We start from the raw sequence: 25,400 nt of genomic DNA on the forward strand, positions 1-25,400 counted from the left end.
TATTTTCAGATTTATACCCCAGGTATTATGCCATAATGCACTACTTCATTAACTGCCCCATTTCTCGTTGTGCCATCGACTATCCAATAGTTACCTTTATTATTCAAACCAAACTTAACATTAACGTATTCACATACTTTAATCGTATCTGCACAATCTATAATTTTTCCATAAGAAGTTTTGCCATCACCCGCAGTACAAATAAATTTAACTAATGGCTCTCCTGTAGCTAACGCCGCCCATTGACGACCACCTATCGAATGATTATATCGAGTTGTGTACTGACTGTCTTCATCACGCATTTGGTACAAGCTGACCGTTTGTGGTGATTTATTAAAGAAAAAATACAAAGACTGCAAAGCCCCCTCTTTCCCAGGAAAAAGAGATAATACTTTTAAACTTTCCTTATATCCTACCGGCCTACATCCTATAGGAAATCGTGCCTCTTCCTTTTCTGCCTTGGCTTGTGCCTCTTGGGGGTTATTCTTTTTGATTTTGGCTGCTTCAAGTTGTGCAGAAGACATTAGTCCTAAGAAAAGCATCAATGAAATTGAAGTGATTTTATTTATTGTATTCATTATATTTCTCACTCACTGTCATTTATTGGACGTACAATAACCGTTGTACCCATGAAATTATTTCGTTCGCTGGATAATTCAACAAAGTTCAGATTTAACCATTTAGCATCCTGGGTAAACATACGCACACATCCGTGACTCGCTCTTACTCCCGGGATATCGTCGGAACCATGTAATGCGAAACCCTTATGGAAAAACATGCAGAAAGGCATCTTTGCGCCACCTTTACCTATGGGGAATACATCGGATGTACATTTTTCATTTTCTTTACTGAACACCCGATAAATCCCAGTTAAAGTGCGGCAAGAACGATTAGCGTCAGGGCATCGGTCTCTTCCAGATGAAATAGGTCCCCATTTCACCAAATTACCTTCGGCATCATAAGCCCCAAAGGCCAATTTATCCTGATCAACAATAATTTGTTTTTGATGTTCATTTGGAATTTTTAATGGGAAAGGTGCAACGTCAAAAACAGTGAGATAAGCTAAATTTTTCGGAACCGCGATTATCTTGCCAGCCCATAACGGGTTATAGGTCCGATTGACTCTTTGAACAATGTCACGTTGATTTTCATCCGGAAACAAAGTCTCCCAACTTTGTCCTGACTCTACTTTAATACAATCGTATTGTGGGTATCCACATAGTCCTGTGCCATAAAAATTACCCGCATTCGCTATGGCAGCCATGAGCATCATCAATGCAGCTGAAAGTAATTTATACATATGCCCCCCCTCTCACCTTTACTTATTATTTTTATATGCAAGATTTGTGCTTAAATATCAATTTATTCCAATTATTATTCGAGCATATCTAAAATAAGTTTAGTACGAATATTAGAGTTTTTGCTAGGGTTATGAATAATATTCTAATTATTGATGAATAACATAGGTACAAAACCCCGTCATCTTGAGTGCAACGAGGGATCTCCATGCTGTCGCACCATGTCCTGATAGGAGCCCCTCATTGCACTCAGGATTGCCGGAACGCACTGCGCCAATCCGGCGCTACAATTTTTTTATGACTACACTTTTTCGCCATGAAAAAATTGAAAAATACGTTTTGCCAAATGTTCACTAATTCCTGATACTTTGGCAATTTCTTCCAGTGGAGCCTTTGCAAGCTCTCGTATCCCACCAAAGCGATGCAGTAATGCTTGTCTACGTTTTGCTCCGACTCCTTCTATATCCTCAAGAGTTGATTCCAATCTCTTTTTTTGTCTTTTTTTACGATGAGCAGTAATGGCAAATCGGTGCGCCTCATCTCGAATATGTTGTAACAAATGCAAGGCTTTAGAGTCATCGGGTAAAGTCAATTCATGTGCTTCATGCACTAGAATCAATTTTTCCCACCCGGCTTTGCGTGAAGGTCCTTTAGCCACCCCCAGCAAGTTCACCGTTGATATACCTAAAGACATAAGCACTTTCTGGGCCACCGCTACTTGCCCTTTGCCTCCGTCAATAATTAATACATCAGGTAGGGATTGAATTTCCACCAAACGTTTAAAGCGTCGGGTAATTGCCTGTTCCATTGCCGCATAATCATCTCCAGGAGTAATTCCTTCGATATTAAAACGTCGATACTCATTAGGACAAGGCCCCTCATGATCAAACACAACACACGATGCAACAGTTGCCTCACCTTGCGTGTGACTTATATCAAAGCATTCCATTCGCTCAATTTGCTTTTTAAGGCCCAAAAGCCGCTCTAACTCTTGGAAACGAGATCTGATTGTAGAATGTTTTGTAACATATTCGGCTACCGAGACACGTAAATTATTCAGTGCAAAATCCATCCATCGGGACTTAATGCCACGAGGATTCACTTGAATTTTACACAATTTACCGCGTTGTTGTGATAATGCCTCTTCTAAGGACTGGTGATCCACCAAATCATGATTCGTAATGATTAATGCAGGAATCTTCTCTGGAACATCCAAATAATAGAATCCTATAAATGCATCAAAAGTTTGTTGCCACAAATCGTCGATATTGAGTTCATCTTCTAAGCCTTTTTGAGGTACCGATGGAAAATAACTACGACTTGCCAATACTTGGCCTTCGCGAATAGTCACGCATTGGACGCATGCAAAACCAGGGCTAATCTCGATTGCAATAGCATCCGCATCCCCACGTAATTGTAAAACGCCCTGTTGTTCTTGCACCAATCGCAAACTTTTAATTTGATCCCGCAAAAGCGCTGCTTCTTCAAAATTTAATTCGCTTACAGCTTTATCCATTCGTTTGGCAAGTTCATCAAGAATTAATTGGGACTTACCCTGTAAAAATCGCATAGCGTCTTGTACAGAACGTTTGTAATCCTCGGGAGTTATGTAATTGACGCAGGGAGCAGTACATCGTTTAATCTGGTACTGCAAGCAAGGTCTTGAGCGTGCATTAAAATAACTGTCCCGACAATTTCGAACTTTAAAGACTTTTTGTATGGTTACTATAGTTTCTTTTACCGCGGCGCTACTAGGATAAGGGCCAAAAAAATCACCTGAAAGAGGTTTTTTTTTAGAACGATAGCTTTCTATACGTGGAAAATCAGGATGATTAGAAAGGTGAATATAAGGATAAGATTTATCGTCTCGTAATAAAACATTGTATTTTGGTTTTAATGTTTTAATCAGATTACTTTCCAATAATAAAGCTTCGGTTTCGCTACGTGTAACAGAAATTTCTATAGAGGCGATTTGACTCACCAAAGATCGTGTTTTAATGCCTGTATTTTGTTTGTTGAAATAGCTGGTTACCCGCTTTTTCAGATTGGAAGCTTTACCTACGTAAAGAATATTGCCTACTTCATCCAGCATACGATAAACACCGGGCTCATTAGGTAACTTAGTGAGAAACAACGCTAATTCAGTAGAAATATTCATGTAATAATAGCAGTAACTCTTGGTTTAAAATGTAGCCTAGGCGGCAGTGCTATACTTTTGGGAAAAGTCAGACGCAATACCCAGACCACACACAAGGACCTTTAATCTTCTGACGTTAAATCGATGGGATTTTCTATAATTCCATGTTTCAGAGCTAAATAAGTAAGCTCCACATCATTTTTAATACCTAATTTTTCAAATGTGCGATAACGATAGCCATTAATTGTCTTGGTGCTAAGGAAAAGCCTATCACTAATTTCTTGCACATTCATGCCACTAGTAATCATCAACATCACTTGCATTTCACGTTCAGATAATACATCAAAGGGAGAACCTTGTACTTCTTCCAAGCTATTAATCGCAACTTTTTGAGCAATTTCAGCACTAAGGTATTTTTCTCCTTTGGCAACTTTACGTATCGCAGCAGCCATTTCTTCTGCACCTGACTCTTTCGTCAGATACCCCATAGCGCCTAATTGCAAAACACGGGTAGGTAACAGATCAGAACACATCGCGGTTACAGCAATAACCTTAACATGGGGATTTGATTTTTTTAGACGACGTGTTACTTCCCAGCCATCAATCCCAGGCATTTTCATATCTAAAAGGACCACGTCAGGAGAATGTTTTTTTACTAATGCCAAAGCTTCTTCACCGCTTTCTGCATCAGCGACTACCTCTACATCCGACATATCTTCGAGTAATCGTCGAATACCCATTCGAACCAATGCATGGTCATCAACAATTAGTACTTTAATCAAATAATGCTCCTTGACTTAAAAGCCAATGAACAAACTAGGTTGCTCGATGTTAACAAGACTAGCTGTTCATTACAATACGTAGATTAACATGCTCTAATATGGATATTAGGGTTATCTGGATCCACCTTAAAAAAAGGTGGAAACTCCCCTAGTTCTCGAGTTCGAGCTAAAAGTTTACCTATGTCAGATAAAACAAAGTCGTACAAAGTCTGATAATTATTGATCACAAAATAAACTGGTTGCAACATGTCGATACGATACGGCATGCGAAATGCGGCTATTGGTTCAAAAATCACTCTCAGCGGAATATCGCTTTCTACACTATATACCGTTTCACTAATGGAAGACAGTATTCCACCACCATAAGCTCGCAGCCCCTTTGCGGTCTTAATTAAACCAAACTCAACTGTAAACCAAAACAAACGTTGGAGTAATGGCCAATCTGATTCAGGGAAGGTTAACACTTTTTGAGCATAATCATAAACAAACTCAGCATATACCTTATCCGTCAACATCGGACAATGACCAAAAACTTCATGAAAGATATCAGGCTCTTTAACATAATCCAACTCTTCTTCACTACGAATAAATGTAGCTATAGGAAAATGTTTAGTTGCCAACAACTCAAAAAATTCTCGAGCAGAAATTAATGCCTCAACTGCAGACACTTGCCAGCCCGTTACTGCTTTAAGCCTTTCATTTAGATCGGGAATCTGAGGAATTACTTCAGACTTTATAGCTAAAGTTTTTAATCCCGTTATGAATTCATCACAAGCTCTTCCTGTTATTAATTTGATTTGTCTTTCAAATAAAATACTCCAGATCTTATTTTCTTCTGCAGAATATTTAACAAACCCTTGAGCGTCAGGAACATGCGCTACATAACGGCTTGAAAATTCCATAATTTCTCCTTTACACACAAATGATTGTTAAAATTAATCGAAAGAGCAGTATTTATCTTAAAAAAAACCACCTTTTCTAGTTATTAGGCAATTTCAGAATAAATGTCAATAACTATTACAGATTTTTCAAATTATGCTATAAAATCAGGCCAATATGATCTTCGGAAATAGGCAATGACCGTAGCCATTTTAGCAACTGGTGATGAAATTATTCATGGCGATACCCTAAATACTAATGGTCGCGACATCGCCCATGCCTTAAGTTCAGAAGGCTTATCTTTAGGTCTTCACCTTTCATGCAGCGACAAAAAAGTTGATATTGTCAATTGCCTGCAGTTCTTAACAAAAAAGCATGACATTATTATTATCATTGGCGGACTTGGACCAACTACCGATGACCTTACTCGCTTTGCCCTATCTCAATTTACAGGTGAGGCATTGGTACAACATTCTGAAGCTCTTGAGCACGTAATAAACCGTTTACGAGATGCCAAGCTAACCCTAAATGCGGGAAATTTACAACAATGCCTTTTTCCTGAACAAGCACTACTTTTACCCAACCCTGTGGGTAGCGCTTTAGGATGCCATTATCAGTGGAATAATAAAAACTTTTTTTTATTACCTGGCCCACCCCGTGAATGTTTGCCAATGTTTAATAATTATATAATGCCTATTTTGCAGCAAACCACCCATAGCCAAAAACAGATACTTAAGTGGCGAATATTTGGTTTGGCTGAAAGTGAAATAGCCCAAAAATTGGAGGATGCACTTCAAAATATTGATTGTCAAACCGGCTATCGCTGGGAATCACCTTACATTGAATTTAAAGTTCGTTGTACTTCCAATTTGGTGCATAAAATAAAAGCCATTGTTGATCCGATTCTAGAGCCTCACATTATTAGTTCTGTAGAGAAAAAAGCTTCTGAAACCCTACGCGAATTAATTGCAAGTATCAATGAGCCAATAACGATTATCGATGAAGCAACTGGAGGATTACTGCAATTACTGCTGACCAAACCCCATATATATCATTTACTCCATTTTAGTAGTGTACATAAAAATAAGCTGTATTTTCATATAAGTGGTTTAGCAGAATATTGGCAGCAACAACCAACAAATGGGACAACACAATTAATTATTGACTACAGTAATCACTCTCAGAAAGGTCGTGAAACCCATAACATACCCTACCGTAAGACTTCAGTAGTTGAACATGCTGCAGAATGGCTATGCTTCAGACTCTTTCATCTCATCAATGAGCTGCATCAATGAATAGCACAATTGTTGTGTTCCTTCGCCATTGATCGCGGAGATAGCAAATACCTTATCCTTCCAACCCAAACCATTTATTATGTCCTGGATTCGTTCCTCTCGACTCGCTGCATCGGGAAGCATATCTATTTTGTTCAATACCAGCCATCTGGGTTTATGTAAAAGCTCGGGATTATATTCTGCCAACTCATGAATAATTGCTTTAGCTGATGCAACTGGATCACTATCATCTATTGGAGCGACATCAATTACATGGAGTAACACACAGGTACGTGAAAGATGTTTTAAAAATCGATGCCCAAGTCCAGCTCCGGTAGAAGCTCCTTCAATGAGGCCAGGAATATCAGCCATCACAAAGCTCTTATGTGAAGAAACGCTAACAACACCTAGGCTTGGATGCAACGTTGTAAAAGGATAATCGGCCACTTTTGCTTTTGAACTGGAAACTGCGCGAATTAAAGTAGATTTGCCGGCGTTAGGCAATCCTAATAGGCCTACATCAGCCAAAACACGCAATTCTAAACGCAAATGTCGTGATTCCCCGGGGCTTCCTGGAGTAGTTTGTCTTGGAGAGCGATTCACACTACTTTTATAGCGTGTATTACCTAAACCATGAAATCCGCCTTGAGCAATTAATACAGGTACGTCTGGTTCTTTAATGTCACCAAGTAATTCTCCTGTATCAACATCATATACCATAGTACCAACGGGTACTTTTATCGTTAAATCATCACCTTTTTTCCCAGTACAATTTCCTCCCATACCGTGCTGACCATTGCGCGCTTTAAAATGACGCATATAACGGAAATCAACAAGGGTATTTAAATCCGTACTGGCTTCAAAGTATACACTTCCACCATCACCACCATCACCACCATCAGGACCACCACGTGGTATGAATTTTTCGCGTCTGAAGCTTAGACAACCATTTCCGCCATGGCCTGCTTCTACTTTTATCACTGCCTCATCAACGAATTTCATGACCAACCTCAAAATAAAAAAAAACCCCGTTGCCGGGGTCAATAACAACATTGCATTTGGGTATAACATGTATTCTGGATTAAGTAAAACCATAATCCAGAATACATCATAACACCAAGGCCGCTGTACGCGGCATATTGGTTTCCCGTAGGAATTAGTTAGCAGCTTCTTGTGCTTCTGCAACTATAGTTACGTATTTACGATTTTTGTCACCCTTGACAACAAATTGTACTAAACCTTCAACCAAGGCATACAAGGTATGATCACGACCACAGCCTACACCAGGCCCTGGATGAAAACGTGTACCACGTTGTCTTACAATTATTTCACCCGCATTAACGAATTGACCGCCATAACGCTTTACTCCAAGATACTTGGGATTCGAGTCGCGGCCGTTACGAGTACTACCACCTGCTTTCTTATGAGCCATTGCTATCCTCTCTTACTTGCTTATCGCAGTAATTTTAACTTGCGAATAATATTGTCTGTGCCCCATTTGTTTTCTGTGGTGCTTACGACGACGAAACTTGATAATTTTAACTTTTTTGTGACGACCATGATCAAGCACTTCGGCTTTCACTGTTGCCTTGGCAACTAATGGTGTACCACAAACAATTGTATCACCATCAGCCAACATTAATACTTCTTCAAATTGTATTTCATTGCCAACATCTTCAGGCAGTAATTCAATTTTTAACACATCACCTTCCTTCACGGTGTATTGCTTACCGCCAGTTTTGATTACCGCATACATAATATTTCTCCAATTCGCCTGATTGGCTATCACAAATTCAATAAAGTCGCATATTCTATGAAATTATGGCTATGACTTCAAGTTCATTTTAAAATATTGTATACTTCGCCACCCTTTCCGGATTTTTTAATTCATTATCCGGTGTTTAATCTGGTCGCGGATTAAATTTTAAAGGAACTGTATCAATTCACCACATTTACATCTTGGTAATACGCCAGATTGAGTCGCTGTGCGGAATAGTTACAAAGAACTTATATCAATTTTTGGAGTATATAATGTCAAACATCCTTTTAGAAGCACAAACAAGAACGGATATGGGGAAAGGTGCGAGCCGCCGCCTACGTCGTCTTGAAAATAAAGTACCTGCTGTAATTTACGGTGGTGATAAAAAGCCAATGTCAATTCATTTTCAACATAACAAAGTAGTTAAAGCTTTGGAAACTGAAAGTATCTATTCCAGTGTTTTTGATATTACAATCGATGGCAAAGTTGAACATGTTATTTTAAAAGCATTGCAACGTCATCCCTACAAGCCTGTTGTAATGCATATGGATTTACAACGCGTTTCTAAAACCGACATTTTGATTAAATTAGTACCTGTTCACTTTGTCAACGAAGATAAAGCTCCAGGGATTAAAGCTGGTGGTATCATTAACCATACTATGACTCAAGTAGAAATCCGTTGCCAAGCAAAAGATCTACCTGAATTTATCACAGTAGACATGTCGGGCGTTAAAATGGATGATGTTGTTCATTTATCTCATTTAAAATTGCCTAAAGGGGTACAACTGACTGTTGATGTTACAGATGGAAGTCATGACGCGCCTGTTGTAAGCATTCACATGCCCAGAGCAAATGTAACAGAAGAAGCAGCTGAAGCGACAGAAGTTCCAGCATCTGCTGTGCCAACTGTTAGCGCTGAGAAAAATGAAGAGTAATATTCAAGTTTGATTGAAAAAATGTAAACCGTAGTCGCGGTGATGCGACAGTAAAACCCGGGAAATTTTGTGTAAACTTACCCGGGTTTACCTAAGCGCTTTGCCCTGGCTATATAAGCTCAAGAATTACGACCCCTATCAAAGAGCTATATCATGGCTATAAAACTTATCATTGGTTTGCGTAACCCCGGATCAGTCTATGAACATACGCGTCATAATGCCGGTGCATGGTTAGTCTCCGCCTTAGCTCAGCGACATAGTGTCTTTTTCAAATTGGAAAAGAAAATGCAAGCCGAACTGGCTGATTTAGAATTAAATCAGCATTCAGGTAAATTGGTTTTGCCGATATCTTTTATGAACCACAGCGGTCAGCCTACTCGGCTTATTAGTCAATTTTACCGAATTCAACCCGAAGAAATACTGGTTGTACATGATGAACTGGATTTACCTCCAGGACGCATTAAACTTAAAACAGGTGGAGGCCATGGCGGTCATAATGGCTTAAGAGATATAATAGCCCAATTAGGTAGCCCGGAGTTTCACCGCTTACGAATTGGAATTGGCCATCCAGGCCATAGAGATTTAGTTCATCAATTTGTGCTCGGTAAACCCTCAGCACAAGACAGACAATTAATTTATGATGCAATTGATAGAGGCATCGCGGCAATGCCCTTAGCCTTATCTGGTGATTTGGCCAGAGCAATGAATCAATTGAACGTTTAGGTACTGCATCTTCGCAAGGTAAAAAATCCTATTCGATCTGAATAAGATTACGGAGTAACAGTTAGTTTGGTTTTAAGGTGTGTTCGATATAAACAGATAAGTTATCCTTTTATATCGAACTTAATAATTTAGAATGAATCCCATACAAAATGTTTCACATTTTTATGGGATAACGTCCGTTTAACGACATAAAAGTAGAACGTTACTTTCTGCTTTTTATGTCGGACTCACGATAGTTTTAACAATTAGAGGTATTACTCATGGGATTTAAATGCGGCATAGTGGGCTTGCCCAATGTTGGTAAATCAACTCTGTTCAATGCACTCACCAAAGCAGGTATTGAAGCAGCAAACTATCCTTTCTGCACTATTGAACCCAATGTCGGGATAGTTACTGTTCCCGATCCCCGTCTTGATGCTTTGAGTGAGATAGTAAAACCACAACAAGCGCTCCCAGCCACCATGCAATTTGTTGATATTGCTGGCATTGTGAAAGGAGCATCCAAAGGCGAAGGCTTAGGGAATCAGTTTTTAGCCAATATTCGCGAAACTGATGCAATTGCACATGTAGTCCGTTGTTTTGAAAATACTGATGTAGTGCACGTTGAAGGTCGTGTGAACCCACTCAGTGATATCGAAGTAATTAATACAGAATTGGCTTTAGCAGATATGGAAACTGTTGAAAAGGCCATCTTAAAAGCAGGAAAAAATAGCCGTAGCGGTAATAAAGAGGCAATTTTTGAAATGAAAACCTTGGAAAAAATCAAGACACATCTTGATGAAGGTTTCCCTGTCCGTACTCTTGAATTAAGTGCCGAGGAAGAACCTATTGCACGCCGTCTATTTCTACTCACCGCAAAACCAGTACTCTATATTGCAAATGTCGATGACAATGGTTATGAAAACAATCCATTACTGGATAAAGTGCGTAACTTAGCCTTGCAAGAAAAAGCCAGTATTGTCGCTCTCTGTGCAGCAACTGAGGCAGAATTGGTCGAATTGGATGAAGCAGATCGCCAAGAGTTCATGGAAGATTTAGGGTTAAGCGAGCCAGGGTTGCATCGAGTGATTCGTGCAGGTTATGAGTTGTTAGGATTACAAACTTATTTCACCGCTGGAGTAAAAGAAGTGAGAGCCTGGACCATTCCTAAAGGAGCTACAGCACCGCAAGCAGCAGGTGTTATCCACTCTGATTTTGAAAAAGGTTTCATCCGTGCAGAAGTCATAGCATACGATGCATTTATCGCGTGTAAAGGTGAACAAGGTGCTAAGGAAGCCGGAAAGTTACGCCTGGAAGGCAAGGATTATATCGTTTGTGATGGAGATGTAATGCATTTCCGATTTAATGTATGAGTTCAAGTAAACCCCAGTTTTACTTGACAATTCGTATGCTCAAACCTTAGCATTTGTTGATTGAATCGTAGAGGACAAACAATGGCGATTGACAGTATACGCGCACTAGTTAGTGACGATTTTGATGCAGTTAATACTTTAATTGTAAATAAAATTGAATCGCAAATTGGCTTAATTGATGATATGTCCCACCATATAATACAAAGTGGCGGCAAAAGACTACGACCATTGTTGGTTCTTTTAGCAAGTAATGCATGTGGTTACCAAGGTAAAGAGCATATTACTCTGGCTGCGATGGTTGAGTTTTTTCACACAGCCACTTTACTTCACGATGATGTTATTGACGAATCTACACTAAGAAGAGGACGTCAGACAGCAAACGACATCTGGGGCAGCAAAGCAAGTATTCTGGTTGGGGATTATCTCTTTACCCAATCAATAGAGCTTATTGTTGATTCCGGCAATACAGCCGTACTTAAGCTCTTTGCCAAAACCGCACTCGAGATCAGCTGTGGGGAAGTAAAACAACTATCCAACCGCCATAACCCTGCATTAACTTTTGATGAATATTTTGATGTAATTCGTGCGAAGACGGCTCTTTTATTTGCAGCTGCTGCCTGTATAGGTCCCATGATCAGCAACGCGTCTAAAGAACTGCAAGACAGTCTCTATTCCTATGGCCTCCATTTAGGTAATGCCTTCCAGCTTATAGATGATGCTCTAGATTATTGTTCTGATGCCAAAACTATAGGCAAAAACATAGGAGACGACTTAGCTGATGGGAAAGCTACGTTACCTTTAATTCATGCATTACAACATGGAACTGAACTGCAGAAACAGCAAATCATGAGCAGCCTGAAACAAGGCAGCCTGGATTTCTTACCTGAAATTCTTATCGCATTGGAAGAAACAAAAGCAATAGAATATACAAAAAAAATAGCAGCACAAGAAATCGACAAAGCATTATCCTCGTTGATGATATTGCCCGATTCAAAATATAAAGAAGCGCTTATCAATTTGGCACAATTTGCTTTGCAAAGAAGCTATTAATTTTTTTAGTATTAAGTAGTCTGAGTATCGTGCAAACCAGGGATGTCAACACAAGATTTATCAGTACCAGACTACTTATTGCTCAGCGCGGAGTGTAGCTCAGCCTGGTAGAGCACTGCCTTCGGGAGGGCAGGGGTCGCAAGTTCGATTCTTGTCACTCCGACCATATAAATCAAGGAGTTAAGGATTCCCCCCAACAAAGTTTTAATTTATAAAGTGCATATAAAGTGCAAATTTATTGTATCATGGTACTAATTAAACGGAAAAACACACAGTAAAGTTGTATGAAGAAATTTGAGTTATTTTTTTTAATGTTGTTCTCACTCCATTCTTTTGCTTTTGACTGTCACCCAGACATTAATCCTAATCTTTCACAATATATTGTCGGCTATGGAAGTTTAATTGATGAGGCATCCAAAAAAAGAACAGATCCATCTGCTGAAGAGAGTGTTCCCATTTTGGTAAAAGGATATAAAAGAATTTGGGCAGGACACGGTAATTTACCTGGAGTTAATGCCACATTTTTATCTGCCATTGAAAATAAAAGCTCATCTTTTATTGGTGTAAGTTACAAATTGAGCGAACCGGCAAACATTAAAAGTTATGATAAAAGAGAAAGCTTTTATTGCAGAGAACAAATTAATCCAGAGAATTTCGTATTCCTCTCTCAATCTTCCAACTTTTCAACTCAAAAACAAGTTTGGATATACACTATAGCCTCAACGGAAAATCAACTTCCTACTAAAGACTTCCCAATTGTCCAATCCTATGTTGATAGCTTTTTACGTGGCTGTATTCAAATTGAAGAAAAATTTAAAATTACAAATTTTGCTAAAGATTGTATTGAAACTACTGATGGATGGCCGGTTTATTGGATAAACGATAGAATTTTTCCTCGCCGCCCATCCTTCCATGAACCTTTTGCTGCGCAGATAGATGCTTTACTAAAAGATACTGTATCGGAGCAATTCAGACATATTAGTTTTGAAAAGCCGTGATCTAATCACAGCTTTATTATTTTCTGTGCAGTTCTAACCAAGAGTCAAGATCATCTTTTAAATATCTAACAGATCGGCCTATCTTTATATATTTTGGTCCAGGCGTCCTATTTGCTAAAGTTCCATAAGCCCTATCTTGAGAGAGAAAAGAACGACTCATACAAATATAGTTTGCTGCCTCTGCTTCTTTAAAAACCTTTTTTTCCATAATTGCATCCTTATAGATATACATTGACGTGTATGTAAGCAAATGCATTATATACCTATAAAATGTATTTATACAATATACTATACGTGTTAAACGTATAATTATTTCAAAATATTTTCCTGCACTTCGAAAATCCTTCTTTCGGCTGAGAATTTGTCTTTGAATCGATTAATACCATCTTCACGCATTTTTGCTGCAGATTGATTAAAATAAACAGCGAGTGATTCTCTATCTTCTAATTGATATTGTACTGTTAGCTTTTCTTGGCTCAAGGAACTCTCAGCTTCCGGCCTTAAAATACGAGCTTTTATAAATCCAGGAAATTGAAGCATTTCTTTTACATGCTCTTTTAACCATAATTGGAATTGTGTATAAACGTCTTCATGAATAGTTAAGTTCACTTCGTAAATAACCATATTTTCTTCCTGTAAAATGAATAAATATCAAACATAGAGCGGCACAAATACTTATAGGAATGCCAGGATTCAGATGATTTTCGGAGGTTACAATTAAATAAGGCATTAATCCACCGAATAATGTCAAACTGATGTTATATGAAATGGCAAGCGCCCTTCCCCTCTGATTTAATTTGAATTGGGTTACTATAAATGCAGGTAATGCTGAATTTAGAAAAGCTTGAATCATTGCAAAGAGGACTAATACTATCATGCAATGAAATCCTTCCAACTGAGGTATTACAGCAAAAATCCCATATGAGAATAGCAAATAAAGTACTGATGCAATTTTTATTTGTCTAAGAACCCCTATTTTATCAGCCAATATTCCTCCAAAAGGTAAAGCTGATAAATAAGTAAAAAGAGCAATTAATGTTATTAGAATTGATTGTTGGTGTGAATGAAGATTTAATAAAGTTGATAAGAATGTAGGCATAAAAATAAATGTAATATAAAAAGCGGACGCGGAAAGATTTGATACTATAAATGTAAGCCCCAATTCTTTTTTATAATTTTTGATAAGTTTTTTAAAACCCGATAATTGCATCTGTTCATCAAGAAAATGATTATCAATCCTCTTCCGAATACAGAGCAGAACAAGACATCCTAATGAACCTATTAGAAATGGAATACGCCAAGCAAATTGAATAATTTGTTCATGTGGAATTAAAGAAAGAAGAATCAAGATGCTAAGGTTCGCCAGTAACAATCCCGTACTGCCGCCCACAAAAGCGAAACAGCCAAAAAATGCCGGATATTTTCTCCCTTGCTCGACAGCCATGATAATAGCAGAAGAAAACTCCCCTGAAATTGAAAGTCCCTGAATAATTCTACATATAATTAAACCAGCACCATAATACATACCCATTAAATTTGGAGGTAGTAAAGCTATTGCCGAAGTTGCTACAGTCATTAACACTGTTGTAAACAGCAATATTTTTTTTCGACCAAAATAATCGATTAAATAGCCAAACCCGATAGATCCAAATGGCTTAATAATATAGCTAATGACATAAGCTAAGATGGTAAAATTAATAGCACTATTTTTTGCATGGGAAGGAAAAAATACTTCGGACAATATGGGGAGCAAAAAAGGAAATATAGTGAAATCGTAAACCTCAATTAATGTCCCTAAAAATGCAGAGAGCATTGTAACTTTTTTCATTTACATCCAAGTAAAGTTTGAGTAAATTATTATAACACTGGATGTAAAAAAGTAGCAGTATGGATCTCTGTACAATTCAAAAAGTTGGAAGTTTACATAATTTTTTTCCTGAGAAGTTCGAATTACAGCTTTATCAAGCTTTTCGCAAACTCAAAGCTTTAGGATGTGATTATTTCTATTTTCTAGGATCAGATGATGTAGCCACCTATAGGTTCTGCACCCATGACGAATGGATAGATTTTTATCGCGATGAACAATTCATTTTGAATGATCCTCTTAAGCGCATAATAGAAGATGCTAAATTTCTATTATTACCTTGGTCTCAATTAACTTATTTACATAGCGATGAAAAGAGGACCATGTATGGAAGAGTTTCTTTCGGATTATTTAATGGATTAACAATAACCAGAGAATTTAATAGTAGGAAATATACTTTTGCATTAGCAACAGAATGTAAGGAGCATGACCTGGCAAGATACCTTATATTGGAAAAGATAAATACACTAGAAGAACTCATCTGTGATTGCATCAAGTTATTTGATCAATATTTAGCATTGATATTTAAACCCACTGCTCATGTAATGATGTAACCAGATTGACATGTCTAAGGATTCATAATAAAAACTGACGTAGTCAACCCAAAATGTGACACCCCAGTTAAGCAACTTTCATTAAAAAGATACTCTTCAAATTGATTTGGACTTAAATAGCCCCATTAAGAATATACCCCTGTGGTTGTTATAGAACATGGTGATATGATTCAAAATGTCCTTCTTATGCTATTTTTTGGAATTACTTATTACAAGTAATGTATAATAATTAATAAATGCAGATAAAGTTTAATTTAGATGAATAATGAACAGTTAATCCTAGGTATTCTAGAAGAGGCGCATAATTGTGGTATCTCACCATTACTGAAAACTTCTTTAATTAAATATTTATATTTATTAGAAGTATATTTGGCAGAAGAATGTCAGGGAAAGACTACCCCAAATTGGGAATGGAAATTTTTGCATTATGGCCCTTTCTCAACAAATGTTATGAAGGATATAGATACATTAGAAACAAAGAAAAAAATTATTACGATCCCTTCAACATCTCAAGAAAACGGTAAAGATTGCGTGCTTTATAAAATTACTGATTATCAAAGAACAGAAAATTTGGCTGATTTGAAAGTATCTGTCTCTGTACAGTCAAGAATTCAAGCAGACATGAAAAGATATCAGCAAAATTTAACTAAATTACTTGATTATGTCTATTTTAAAACAAATCCAATGAGAAATGCTCGTCCAGGAGATATTTTAAACTTCACCAATTGTATTAAGAAAAATCCAAATGATTATCGTGTTATACAAATGAAAAAAATTTCTTCTAAAGCAATAAAAGAGGCTCGTAATAAACTTCGGATACTTATTGATATTAGGACACAGAAAAGTATTATAGCTCATGGCTCCTACGATCAAGTTTATTACGAGGGATTAAACATGTTAGATGAAGAACCTCTTGATACAGGGCTAGAAGGCCAAGCAACTTTAAGTGATTAACTTAACATGGAATAATTATGGGTATACTGCAAGTATTTAGTACATTCCTTGAAGATACACCAAGCACAAAACCAGAACCTGGAAGTATTTATTGGGTGCCAACTCCAAATGTAGAAGAAGTAACAAGAATACTGGATATTGAAAGAGCTACCCCCGATGAACATTGTGTTACAAATTTTGAAATAAAACAAATGAGTAGTGTACATTTTACAAGTCGTGAACGGTTGCCAATAAAAAAGTTGAATTTAGGTGATACTGAGGAATTAATAATTTCGAAAGGAAAAAAAAGACCCGTTATAATTTTATCTGCTATACAAGCTAGTAATATGGATTCTATAAGCTCATCTGAACAGAGAAGACTTGCGTCACAATTAGAAAAAACAAGTTATTTGGTCGCGCCTTTTTTCAGCATTTCTACGATGTTGCAACCCGGAACCTTTGGACCTATTTTAGTCGCTCGTATTCGAGCGTTACACTATCCTCAATTTTTTTGCTTACCTGAATCCAATAATCCTGAGAAACCAAACTCAATTATTCGATTAGATAGAGTTTTTCCTACATATCTAGGAGTAGGCTGCAAGCCTATGGGTAAAAGACTTCATCCAGAACCATTTGAATTACTACTTTCACAATTTTCTATAGTAGTTAATGAAAAATGTGCTTATGATGAACCATATCAATTAATTAAAGGTCTTGCTCAAGAAGCATTACCTGATGATTTAAAATTATATTAGTTTATTTTTTACCAAATACTAAGTCTATTCCAAATAGATTAATGTCTTTAGATAATGCTTCGATAGTTCCTGATTTGTTAGCTTCCTGAATATTATCCAGATAATCCTGTTTAATTTTATCTTGCTGTTTTTCTGAAATTGATTTTTGTAAAACCTGCGATTCCTCAGCTTTTTGTTTAATAATATCCCAAAGCTCTAATGGAATTGAATATTCCATGGGCTCAATTCTACCGTTGTGAACACATATTCTTGTTTTTCTCCATGGCTTTGAATCATTTAGCTTTATATATCCTATACACAATAACCCGGGTAGCTTAGTGTATACAAAGGCAATATTTTTACTTGCTTGTACATCTATTTCAACAGATCTTTGTAGATAACGATTAATATTTACAGGTAACTCACTATGTGCGGAACTTACTTCCCCTATGAAATTATAAAGATGTTGCTCATACCCTCCAGGATTTTTATTATTATTAAAGAGGAATTCTTTCCAATTTAACAAAGCCTGATCTGACGCCTTTACTATTTTGTCATCGAAGTCGTTTAATCCTCCTAACTCTTGAAAGTACTTCAATACTCGCCAAGAAAGCGATACTGCAAACTTTAAAAAATTATTATTGTAACTTACATGATCTACATGACGTAAAGGACGAAAAATTTTATTAGAAAAATATGTTTCCCATGTACAAAGTTTGCATTCACAATCAGAACAAAGCCAGTAAAGTTTCAAACCATCTTGAACGCGTTTATTTATCTGGGTTCCAAATCGTAGATAGCTTGTTGCTGAAGTTCTGATTAGCCATCTAAAAATTAATTTTGGCACTATATGACTTTCTCTCAGCTCTCCCTTTTGATTGCAGAGTCGGCAAATTCCTATGTTCATAAAGTTTTCTTTTATCTTTGTTTAAAATTAAAGTCTTATTTTTTAACTATACTATATTTATTACACCATTTATTGCTGACTGTAATATACTATGGAGTTTGGAGATGAGAATTGAAGGAACAACCTATCAGTCTAATGCTCTATTTACTACGGCCGTTCTAATTTTTTTCTCTTTGTTTTTTTTACTTAAAATTGTGTTAGTATCATCTTATATGTATTCAATTTATTTACTAAACAATCTCATTAGTAGTCCTTCAGAGCTTATACGACAAGATTTTATCAGTTCATTAAATTTCAGTGATAGCATGACAAGGTATAATGTTATTATATTTATTTTATGTGCTGTTTCTTTTTCTTTATGGATATATAGGGCAAACAAGAATTTATCTTCTTTACGTATTACTGGGCTAGAGTTTACTCCTGCTTTGTCCGTATGGAGTTTTTATATTCCCTTACTTTGCCTTTATTGGCCATTTAAGGCGGTGGCTGAAATATGGAAGGCAAGCCAACCCGATGCCACGAACACTGGCGAAAGTTGGAAAAATTTGTCCGCGCCCTTAATTATTCCGATATGGTGGATATCATTTATTGGAGCTGGAATTTTAAGCCACATAATAAATACTTACTATCCTCCTCATTCATTATCAGAAATTAAGATGTATTTATTTGAGTGGATAGTAATTGAGTTACTTCTTTTAGTCGCCACCATTTTAATAAGCTACATCGTTTATAAAATAAACGAGAATCAAAATAATAAATTGATAATGCTTAACGCTCCAGTACAGAATAGTTCGGTTAACGTGTAATTTAATACACGGGCCTACATTCAGTAGGCGAAGATTCTATTTTTTTTCTAAGATTTAGGAAACATTGATAATTTCTTACTATGTCAGACAAATAAAAATTTTGTGCTCCCTCTTTTATAGTACTTCTGAAAAGTGTTTTTAATTTGGTCTAAAATTTAAATTAAGATACTCCGCCCGCGAGAGCTAGATGGATAATTTTAGAAAATGGATTTTCATTATATTTTTAACCACTTTAATACCCGTTTTAGGCGTTTTAGTTGGTTGGATGGTCTCAAATGGTTATGAAAATCAATATGAAGAGACAGTTGTTCAACTTTTTAAGGATAAAAAGGGCATAGATATCAGGGAAAATCCGCAAGTTTTAAATCAATTAAAACTTAATACTTTGTGCAATGAAAAGGATCTGGATCCAGCATTAAATTCTGTGTGCGATGAATTCAACCAAATAAACAACTTAAAATATTATTCATCAATAACTTTAGCATTTACTGCATTACTCTTTTGCGTAATTTTTACTTTAGGTTTTTTGTCTAGAAATAATAGAAATATTCTTTTTTATTTATTTAAACCCGGCTTATTGTTGTCACAAATTTCAGCTGCAATATTGGTAATCGCCAATGCAAGTATCCTCATTTTTAGTATTTATTTTGCTGAATCATTTTATTTTGAAAAAGTCCATTTGGGGTTGATTGTAAGTCTAGGAATAGTTGCTGGTATTACTGCAATATACGTATTAATTAAATCATTTATTCCAATAAAAGATGTGGAGGCTAAAGTTTTTGGCAAGATACTCGACAAAAGAAAATATCCAACTATATGGCAAACTGTCGAATCGGTTGCAAAAAAAGTGGGGACTAACGCACCTAGTACAATCATTGCAGGTATGGATCCGACCTTTTTTGTTACAGAAGCAAATATTTTATGTTTGGATGGTAATGTTCAGGGGAGGAGTTTATTTATATCATTACCCTTTTGTAGAGTGCTTTCAAAAAATGAGTTTTTAGCTATCCTTGGTCATGAAATGGGGCATTTTATAGGGGAAGATACAAAATGGAGTAGGAAATTTTATCCCATATATAGACGAGCTAACGATACAATTTTATCGTTAGATACTTCTAATAATGAGCAAGGATTAGCGCAATTATCTTTGCTTCCTTCATTTATTTTTATGAATATTTTTATTGGAGCGTTCGAAAAATCAGAGAAAGCCATTAGTAGAAAGAGAGAGTTAAATGCAGACTCAGTGGGTATAAAAATATCTTCTAAAGAAGAAATGAGTTCGGCTTTATTAAAAGCCCATATATACCAATATGTTTGGCTTTATACTCAGCAACAAATGGAAAAGGTATTATCAGAAGGAAAGCAGATTATAAATATATCAACTTTTTTTGCACAAATATGTAAAGAAATACCACAAGATTTCATGAAAAATGAAATAGGAAATACACATACTAGTCACCCAACAGATAGTCATCCTCCTCTTTCAATAAGATTAAACTCTATGGGGCTTGATGTAGATAGCATTTATAATAAAGGTATTAATATCGAAAGCGATCAAGCTATAACACTTATTGAGGATATAGAAACCTTAGAAAAAGAGTTAACGGATTTGGAATACTATAAATTGAGACAATCAAGCTAAGCGCAAAGCATTTATCAAATAATAAAATAATTAAAATTTCATTCGCTCAAATAAGTTTCTTTTATGAAAGTTATTCATACCTCAACATCCTTTGATTTTCTAGGGTACTACCCTAATGAGGCGTAATAGGCAATCCCATTTTCATCACGGTTAAATATATTACTAACAGCATTAATTTTAGATTTTCATTGGAAGATTTTTGATCATTAATATACAATCAAAAAATTTTTAATCAACACTGAATAAATTAAAACATCGTATTGGATAAAAAAGGTTAATTTAAGAAATAATCTTAGGACGGTACCTTACCATCATTGCTTGAACGTTACTAGCTCCTTAATCTTAATAAAGGGATTGATCGCGTAGAAATGGATTTTCTATTAATATTGGAAATTAAGCTGTGTCAATTTTAGATTTTATTAAAAAACAAATTTTACGTTATAGAGACCTTTTAGCTAACTTATCACGTAGAAATAAAGAAATTTATTATCGCGAAAGTCGGGGGCATTGCATTAATTTATCAAAAGCTCCAAAAGCAGAAGATATTTATAACGATATTATTTCAGAAAAATTTGTACCCATGCGCTCAATGTCATCAAGATTCCAAGACTTGATGAATAACTCAGATTTTGATCTAACTAAACATCTTCTATTAGAAGAAACTAAAAACACAGATTTAATTAAGAGACTTGATAAAATAAGACTTGCTGATGATAAGTTTAGACGTGAATATGGTATGCCTGGAGCTTGGCTTTTAGGTCCATTTCTTTGTTGGAGGGATAGCGCAAATTATAGGCAAGATGAGTTATTAATCTCACCAATTTTTAAAATTGCAGTAGATGTTATTAAGGATAAAAGAAAAAAATGGAGTCTAAAGCTAGAAGATAATATTGTACAATTGAATCCATCATTACGCCTTGCACTTCGGCAAAAATTAGGTATAAAGCTTCCAGAGCACTTCGAATCTGACCAGGTATCCGATGCTTTACAAGAGTTTAAGAATTATCTAGATAAATATGGTAAATCAGTAATTCATGATGAATCATTTACTGATGCTCTTCCCAAAATTCCTCCCCGTTTTAAAATAGTAAAAAATGAAGAAGGAGAACTTGTTGATAGGATTCCAGTTAACCTGGAAGAAGCTCTCTCGAAAAAAGAGTATGAGCTATATAGCAAAGTCAATGCAAACCAGTTTTATTTAATTGATATTGTCTTAATAGACCATCTTAATGCAAGCCGCACTGTACTTCTTAGAGATTATGACTCTATTTTTGAATATTCAGAAATGCATCCCATTTTATCAGAGTTATTTCTCGGAAAACCTATCCCTACTGATAAAGGTGAAATATACGAAAGAACAAAAGCTCTCGATGATTATAAAGAGCGAGATAATTTTTTTGTTGTAAATATTGATTCATCTCAACATAGAGCTATAGATCAAACAACAAAAGGCAAAGTAACAGTAATACAAGGACCACCTGGAACTGGAAAAAGTCAAACAATTACAAATCTTATTGCAGAAGGTATATCAAAAGGTAAAAAAGTACTATTTGTTTCAGAAAAAAGAGCCGCGTTGGATGTTGTATATGCTCGATTAAAAAAAGCTAACCTAGTATCTCAATCAGTACTTATTCATAGTAGCGATTTAAATAAACAAAGCTTATATAGCTCATTTCTAGAACTAGCTGAAGCAAATCATGATCCTCAAGCTGAAAAGCAATGGGATTTGCTTACAAATGAACTCGATAATCTTAAATCAGAAATCAATAATTATTACCGAATACTAGAAACAGTTCACAATCCAAGTGGATTGAATATTTCTGAGTTACTTACACTACATTCTGAGCAAATAAACGTTAAAATGAATATTCAATTTGCCAATTTATTTGCAAGATATTCATTTGATGACTTAAATAGCATTTGCGGAAAATTAAGCGAACTGCAAGCGTATGCCGCAAGAGTGAAAGATATTCCTAATCATCCATGGCTTCATAGGAAAAATGACACTATTTTGACCAATAGCTTTATACAAGTAATGTCAGATTTGGTCGAAAAAATTAAACTCACTGAACAATCAATATCCGCAATTAAAATACAGATTGAAGATCTTGGAGTGAATAATATCGAAGCGCTCCCCTCATCTAATGAGTTAATGGAGTTAAGTCAATTATCTCTACCTTCTGAATGGTTTGAATTTGCAGACATGTTTTATTCTGATTTATCTGGCTTAATGATATATCAAAAAGAAATCCAGGAAATAATACAAACAATTAACAGCGAGAAGTCTCATTTTGATTTGATAAATAAAAACGCTGATGACGAAATAATTCGACAACTTGAAATGTACTATTCTATTTCTCGTAGTGTATTTGATTGGTTCACCCCAAATTTTTGGAGAATGAGGAGTTTTAGACGTCAATTCCTAACGAATTGGGATAGAACAAATAAGTCATTTAAATCATATCGATTAGTAAAAGAAGCAATAAAATCATTCAAATCCATCACTCAAAATAAGTTACTCCCATTAGAGAGTAATGAGTCAGATCCAGAAAAAATAATTCTAGCCTTCAATGCAATTAATCCAATACTTAAAACCATAACTAGTATCGGGGATGCCATGAGGACATTAGGCTTAGTCTCGAATCCTGAACTCTCTAGTTATAACAGCCAATCTGCTATAAAAATTAAAAAAATATTTACTGACTTATCTCAGACAAAAATTAACTTGGAAGAGCAAATTGAGATACTAGATAAGTTAAAAGATAATCTAAATCAGTATTTCGAAAAACCACTAGTCTCAGATACTGATAATGAAAATTATAATTATGATCTACTTATTGAAAAGATGATAGATTTAGAAGTATTAGATAAGATAGATTTATGTTTAAACAGCATAAGATCATCTTTTAATTGTGATTTATCAAAAGAACTAATAATTAAAAATCTCATTCCTATTGATGACTCCTGGGACCAATACGTTATTTCTTTAGTGATCAAATGGTGGATAGATGAAATCATTACACAATATCCTGGGTTAAGAAATTTCGATCGAAATAATTTTCATACAAAAATTGAATCCTTTAAAAAAATTGAAACAGAACACCGACTTTCTGCACGTGAATTCGTAAATAATGCTGTTTCCAAAAGATGGGGAAATGGTGTTGGGGAATTTGAAGGATTAAGTTTACTCAAGAAAGAAGCTAACAAACAACGTAAGGTTCTTTCGCCACGTGAAATTATGGAGCGTGGAGCACTTTCTACAATGTTAAAACTTAAGCCTTGTTGGTTAATGAGTCCCTTAAGCATTAGCCAAATACTACCTATGGAAATGGGGCTTTTTGATATTATTATTTTCGACGAGGCATCCCAAGTAAGAGTTGAAGATGCAATACCCTCGATTTATAGAGCAAATTCTATGGTTGTTGTAGGTGATCCAAAACAAATGCCCCCTACAAACTTCTTTTCAGCAATTGAATTTATTGACGATGATGACGATGAAAATGAATCGGATTTATCGCAAAGTATATTAGATTTAGCTTCCCAAATTTATCCTTCTGAAATATTAGAATGGCATTATAGAAGCCGCTCTGAATCCCTAATTGCATTTTCAAATAGAGCATTTTATGGAGGCAGATTAATTGCAGTCCCTAACCCATATTATTTAACTGAAGGTGAAGTTATTAAGTTTCATCAAATAAATAATGCATATTTTAATCAAAAGGAAGGCAATAATGTGGAGGCTGATGCCTTAGTCGACAGATTAGCTCTGTTATTCCAAATTTATCCTGAAAAATCTTTGGGTGTGATTGCGATGGGACAATCGCAAATGCTAGCAATTGAAGATGCTATCGAACGTAGAATACTTTCTGATGTAAGTTTTAAAAATAATATAAAAAGAGCAAGAATGCTAAGTGATGGCGAATCAGATATACCTTTTTTCGTGAAAAACTTGGAAAATGTTCAAGGAGATGAAAGAGATTTAGTGCTCATTTCAGTTGGATATGCACCTTCTGCACAAGGTAGAAAATTGTATATGAATTTTGGTCCACTTTCGAAACAAGGTGGTGGGCGGCGTCTAAATGTTGCGATCACTCGTGCAAAACAAAGCATAGAAGTATTCTGCTCATTTGATCCAAATCTAATTCCAGCAGAAGAAAAAGATTTTACAAAAAACCCTGATTTGGTTTTATTTGGAAGATATCTTAAATATGCAAAGGCAATCAATGATAAAAATTATCCTGAAGCAAAAGCTATCTTAGATTCCTTTGGTATTGGCGGTGCAATTACTACGCGAAAAACAAGCTCATTCAGCAAAAATGTCCAACGCCGTTTAGAAGAGTTAGGCTATAAGGTATCAGCTGAGATTGGATCAAGTGGCTTTTATATCGATTTAGGAGTTCATCATCCAGTTATTCAAACTAATTTTATTTTAGGAATAGAGTGTGATGGAGCATTATTTCATTCTACGCCCTATGCTCGTGATCGTGATAAAACTAGACAGGAACTGTTGGAGTCTCGTGGATGGAGAATAGAGAGAATTTGGTCACAAGATTGGTCTAGGGACTGGAAGTCTGAAATTACAAGAATAGACAATATATTGAAACAAATTCTAAATATGGATAATGCTCAAAAGTCATTTTATAAGACAACAGAAGAAGTATAATACAGATCTTCTAGTTTAATTATTACTTTTATATCATTAGTATACTGATAATATAAACCATAATGTTCTCGTGAGTAATCACACTATAATCATGGACCTATATCTTTAGA

Annotated in this window: 24 protein-coding genes and 1 tRNA gene; 13 read left to right on the plus strand and 12 right to left on the minus strand. The window is 35.7% G+C overall.

Annotated features, from left to right (window positions below):
- Positions 1-11: 11 nt before the first annotated feature.
- The 5 genes from DGG96_RS16895 to phhA form a co-directional block, all read right to left on the minus strand.
- Positions 12-578, minus strand: a complete 567-nt coding sequence (locus DGG96_RS16895) for an endopeptidase IV (RefSeq protein ID WP_110143722.1) — start codon at positions 576-578, stop codon at positions 12-14.
- Between the two features lie 8 nt (positions 579-586).
- Positions 587-1,300 (minus strand): L,D-transpeptidase, encoded by a 714-nt coding sequence (locus tag DGG96_RS16900; protein WP_110143723.1) that lies wholly within the window; start codon positions 1,298-1,300, stop codon positions 587-589.
- Between the two features lie 299 nt (positions 1,301-1,599).
- Entirely contained in the window at positions 1,600-3,456 is a 1,857-nt protein-coding gene (uvrC, locus tag DGG96_RS16905) for an excinuclease ABC subunit UvrC (protein ID WP_110143724.1), read from the minus strand.
- 101 nt (positions 3,457-3,557) lie between these two features.
- Entirely contained in the window at positions 3,558-4,217 is a 660-nt protein-coding gene (gene letA, locus DGG96_RS16910) for a two-component system response regulator LetA (RefSeq protein ID WP_058466537.1), read from the minus strand.
- Positions 4,218-4,300: 83 nt separating this feature from the next.
- A complete protein-coding gene (gene phhA / locus DGG96_RS16915; RefSeq protein ID WP_110143725.1) occupies positions 4,301-5,119 on the minus strand; it encodes a phenylalanine 4-monooxygenase in 819 nt (272 codons plus the stop codon).
- Positions 5,120-5,293: 174 nt separating this feature from the next.
- On the opposite strand from phhA, the gene DGG96_RS16920 reads away from it, so the two are divergent.
- The gene (locus DGG96_RS16920) at positions 5,294-6,391 is read left to right on the plus strand and encodes a competence/damage-inducible protein A (RefSeq protein WP_110143726.1); all 1,098 of its coding nucleotides are present in this window, start codon (positions 5,294-5,296) and stop codon (positions 6,389-6,391) included.
- Here DGG96_RS16920 and cgtA read toward each other — a convergent pair.
- The 3 genes from cgtA to rplU form a co-directional block, all read right to left on the minus strand.
- Positions 6,347-7,372 carry an Obg family GTPase CgtA gene (gene cgtA, locus DGG96_RS16925; protein WP_110143751.1) on the minus strand — a complete coding sequence of 342 codons (1,026 nt, stop codon included), beginning with the start codon at positions 7,370-7,372 and terminating at the stop codon, positions 6,347-6,349. The genes DGG96_RS16920 and cgtA overlap by 45 nt on opposite strands.
- A 154-nt stretch (positions 7,373-7,526) precedes the next feature.
- Positions 7,527-7,802, minus strand: a complete 276-nt coding sequence (rpmA, locus tag DGG96_RS16930; protein WP_110143727.1) for a 50S ribosomal protein L27 — start codon at positions 7,800-7,802, stop codon at positions 7,527-7,529.
- Positions 7,803-7,814: 12 nt separating this feature from the next.
- Positions 7,815-8,126, minus strand: coding sequence for a 50S ribosomal protein L21 (gene rplU / locus DGG96_RS16935; protein WP_110143728.1), 312 nt, complete (start codon positions 8,124-8,126; stop codon positions 7,815-7,817).
- Between the two features lie 275 nt (positions 8,127-8,401).
- On the opposite strand from rplU, the gene DGG96_RS16940 reads away from it, so the two are divergent.
- The 6 genes from DGG96_RS16940 (at position 8,402) to DGG96_RS16965 (ending at position 13,187) form a co-directional block, all read left to right on the plus strand.
- Positions 8,402-9,064: a 50S ribosomal protein L25/general stress protein Ctc gene (locus DGG96_RS16940; RefSeq protein WP_110143729.1), complete on the plus strand. Its 663-nt coding sequence runs from the start codon at positions 8,402-8,404 to the stop codon at positions 9,062-9,064.
- Between the two features lie 153 nt (positions 9,065-9,217).
- Complete coding sequence (pth, locus tag DGG96_RS16945) at positions 9,218-9,787, plus strand: aminoacyl-tRNA hydrolase (protein WP_110143730.1); 570 nt, start codon at positions 9,218-9,220, stop codon at positions 9,785-9,787.
- Positions 9,788-10,047: 260 nt separating this feature from the next.
- Complete coding sequence (gene ychF, locus DGG96_RS16950; protein WP_110143731.1) at positions 10,048-11,139, plus strand: redox-regulated ATPase YchF; 1,092 nt, start codon at positions 10,048-10,050, stop codon at positions 11,137-11,139.
- Positions 11,140-11,220: 81 nt separating this feature from the next.
- Positions 11,221-12,189, plus strand: coding sequence for a polyprenyl synthetase family protein (locus tag DGG96_RS16955; RefSeq protein WP_110143732.1), 969 nt, complete (start codon positions 11,221-11,223; stop codon positions 12,187-12,189).
- Between the two features lie 88 nt (positions 12,190-12,277).
- Positions 12,278-12,355 (plus strand) — tRNA-Pro (locus DGG96_RS16960).
- Between the two features lie 118 nt (positions 12,356-12,473).
- Entirely contained in the window at positions 12,474-13,187 is a 714-nt protein-coding gene (locus tag DGG96_RS16965; protein WP_110143733.1) for a gamma-glutamylcyclotransferase family protein, read from the plus strand.
- Between the two features lie 16 nt (positions 13,188-13,203).
- Here DGG96_RS16965 and DGG96_RS16970 read toward each other — a convergent pair whose 3' ends face one another.
- The 3 genes from DGG96_RS16970 to DGG96_RS16980 form a co-directional block, all read right to left on the minus strand.
- A complete protein-coding gene (locus DGG96_RS16970; RefSeq protein ID WP_110143734.1) occupies positions 13,204-13,395 on the minus strand; it encodes a helix-turn-helix transcriptional regulator in 192 nt (63 codons plus the stop codon).
- Positions 13,396-13,496: 101 nt separating this feature from the next.
- Positions 13,497-13,811, minus strand: coding sequence for a DUF4286 family protein (locus DGG96_RS16975; RefSeq protein WP_110143735.1), 315 nt, complete (start codon positions 13,809-13,811; stop codon positions 13,497-13,499).
- Positions 13,777-15,015, minus strand: coding sequence for an MFS transporter (locus DGG96_RS16980; RefSeq protein WP_110143736.1), 1,239 nt, complete (start codon positions 15,013-15,015; stop codon positions 13,777-13,779). The genes DGG96_RS16975 and DGG96_RS16980 overlap by 35 nt, the downstream gene beginning before the upstream one ends.
- Before the next feature lie 59 nt (positions 15,016-15,074).
- Between DGG96_RS16980 and DGG96_RS16985 the strand changes: the two genes are divergently transcribed.
- From DGG96_RS16985 to DGG96_RS16995, 3 genes are all read left to right on the plus strand, one after another.
- A complete protein-coding gene (locus DGG96_RS16985; RefSeq protein WP_110143737.1) occupies positions 15,075-15,605 on the plus strand; it encodes an autoinducer binding domain-containing protein in 531 nt (176 codons plus the stop codon).
- A gap of 258 nt (positions 15,606-15,863) precedes the next feature.
- Positions 15,864-16,559 carry a hypothetical protein gene (locus DGG96_RS16990; protein WP_110143738.1) on the plus strand — a complete coding sequence of 232 codons (696 nt, stop codon included), beginning with the start codon at positions 15,864-15,866 and terminating at the stop codon, positions 16,557-16,559.
- A 17-nt stretch (positions 16,560-16,576) separates the two neighbouring features.
- On the plus strand, positions 16,577-17,293 hold the full coding sequence (locus tag DGG96_RS16995; RefSeq protein WP_110143739.1) for a hypothetical protein: 717 nt from the start codon (positions 16,577-16,579) through the stop codon (positions 17,291-17,293).
- A gap of 1 nt (position 17,294) precedes the next feature.
- On the opposite strand, the gene DGG96_RS17000 is transcribed toward DGG96_RS16995, so the two are convergent.
- The gene (locus DGG96_RS17000; RefSeq protein ID WP_110143740.1) at positions 17,295-18,179 is read right to left on the minus strand and encodes a hypothetical protein; all 885 of its coding nucleotides are present in this window, start codon (positions 18,177-18,179) and stop codon (positions 17,295-17,297) included.
- 104 nt (positions 18,180-18,283) lie between these two features.
- Here DGG96_RS17000 and DGG96_RS17005 point away from each other — a divergent pair, with 104 nt between their 5' ends.
- The 3 genes from DGG96_RS17005 (at position 18,284) to DGG96_RS17015 (ending at position 25,290) form a co-directional block, all read left to right on the plus strand.
- On the plus strand, positions 18,284-18,985 hold the full coding sequence (locus DGG96_RS17005; protein WP_110143741.1) for a DUF4328 domain-containing protein: 702 nt from the start codon (positions 18,284-18,286) through the stop codon (positions 18,983-18,985).
- A 187-nt stretch (positions 18,986-19,172) separates the two neighbouring features.
- Positions 19,173-20,627, plus strand: a complete 1,455-nt coding sequence (locus DGG96_RS17010; protein ID WP_110143742.1) for a M48 family metallopeptidase — start codon at positions 19,173-19,175, stop codon at positions 20,625-20,627.
- Between the two features lie 400 nt (positions 20,628-21,027).
- Positions 21,028-25,290 carry an AAA domain-containing protein gene (locus DGG96_RS17015; protein WP_110143743.1) on the plus strand — a complete coding sequence of 1,421 codons (4,263 nt, stop codon included), beginning with the start codon at positions 21,028-21,030 and terminating at the stop codon, positions 25,288-25,290.
- Positions 25,291-25,400 lie beyond the last annotated feature (110 nt).

The sequence above is a fragment of the Legionella qingyii genome (assembly GCF_003184185.1).

Bases quoted from the DNA above. Each gene is read 5' to 3' on its own strand.
- DGG96_RS16895 (WP_110143722.1), bottom strand. From the start codon at position 578: ATGAATACAATAAATAAAATCACTTCAATTTCATTGATGCTTTTCTTA.
- DGG96_RS16900 (WP_110143723.1), bottom strand. From the start codon at position 1,300: ATGTATAAATTACTTTCAGCTGCATTGATGATGCTCATGGCTGCCATA.
- uvrC (WP_110143724.1), bottom strand. From the start codon at position 3,456: ATGAATATTTCTACTGAATTAGCGTTGTTTCTCACTAAGTTACCTAAT.
- phhA (WP_110143725.1), bottom strand. From the start codon at position 5,119: ATGGAATTTTCAAGCCGTTATGTAGCGCATGTTCCTGACGCTCAAGGG.
- DGG96_RS16920 (WP_110143726.1), top strand. From the start codon at position 5,294: ATGACCGTAGCCATTTTAGCAACTGGTGATGAAATTATTCATGGCGAT.
- cgtA (WP_110143751.1), bottom strand. From the start codon at position 7,372: ATGAAATTCGTTGATGAGGCAGTGATAAAAGTAGAAGCAGGCCATGGC.
- rpmA (WP_110143727.1), bottom strand. From the start codon at position 7,802: ATGGCTCATAAGAAAGCAGGTGGTAGTACTCGTAACGGCCGCGACTCG.
- rplU (WP_110143728.1), bottom strand. From the start codon at position 8,126: ATGTATGCGGTAATCAAAACTGGCGGTAAGCAATACACCGTGAAGGAA.
- DGG96_RS16940 (WP_110143729.1), top strand. From the start codon at position 8,402: ATGTCAAACATCCTTTTAGAAGCACAAACAAGAACGGATATGGGGAAA.
- pth (WP_110143730.1), top strand. From the start codon at position 9,218: ATGGCTATAAAACTTATCATTGGTTTGCGTAACCCCGGATCAGTCTAT.
- ychF (WP_110143731.1), top strand. From the start codon at position 10,048: ATGGGATTTAAATGCGGCATAGTGGGCTTGCCCAATGTTGGTAAATCA.
- DGG96_RS16955 (WP_110143732.1), top strand. From the start codon at position 11,221: ATGGCGATTGACAGTATACGCGCACTAGTTAGTGACGATTTTGATGCA.
- DGG96_RS16965 (WP_110143733.1), top strand. From the start codon at position 12,474: ATGAAGAAATTTGAGTTATTTTTTTTAATGTTGTTCTCACTCCATTCT.
- DGG96_RS16970 (WP_110143734.1), bottom strand. From the start codon at position 13,395: ATGGAAAAAAAGGTTTTTAAAGAAGCAGAGGCAGCAAACTATATTTGT.
- DGG96_RS16975 (WP_110143735.1), bottom strand. From the start codon at position 13,811: ATGGTTATTTACGAAGTGAACTTAACTATTCATGAAGACGTTTATACA.
- DGG96_RS16980 (WP_110143736.1), bottom strand. From the start codon at position 15,015: ATGAAAAAAGTTACAATGCTCTCTGCATTTTTAGGGACATTAATTGAG.
- DGG96_RS16985 (WP_110143737.1), top strand. From the start codon at position 15,075: ATGGATCTCTGTACAATTCAAAAAGTTGGAAGTTTACATAATTTTTTT.
- DGG96_RS16990 (WP_110143738.1), top strand. From the start codon at position 15,864: ATGAATAATGAACAGTTAATCCTAGGTATTCTAGAAGAGGCGCATAAT.
- DGG96_RS16995 (WP_110143739.1), top strand. From the start codon at position 16,577: ATGGGTATACTGCAAGTATTTAGTACATTCCTTGAAGATACACCAAGC.
- DGG96_RS17000 (WP_110143740.1), bottom strand. From the start codon at position 18,179: ATGAACATAGGAATTTGCCGACTCTGCAATCAAAAGGGAGAGCTGAGA.
- DGG96_RS17005 (WP_110143741.1), top strand. From the start codon at position 18,284: ATGAGAATTGAAGGAACAACCTATCAGTCTAATGCTCTATTTACTACG.
- DGG96_RS17010 (WP_110143742.1), top strand. From the start codon at position 19,173: ATGGATAATTTTAGAAAATGGATTTTCATTATATTTTTAACCACTTTA.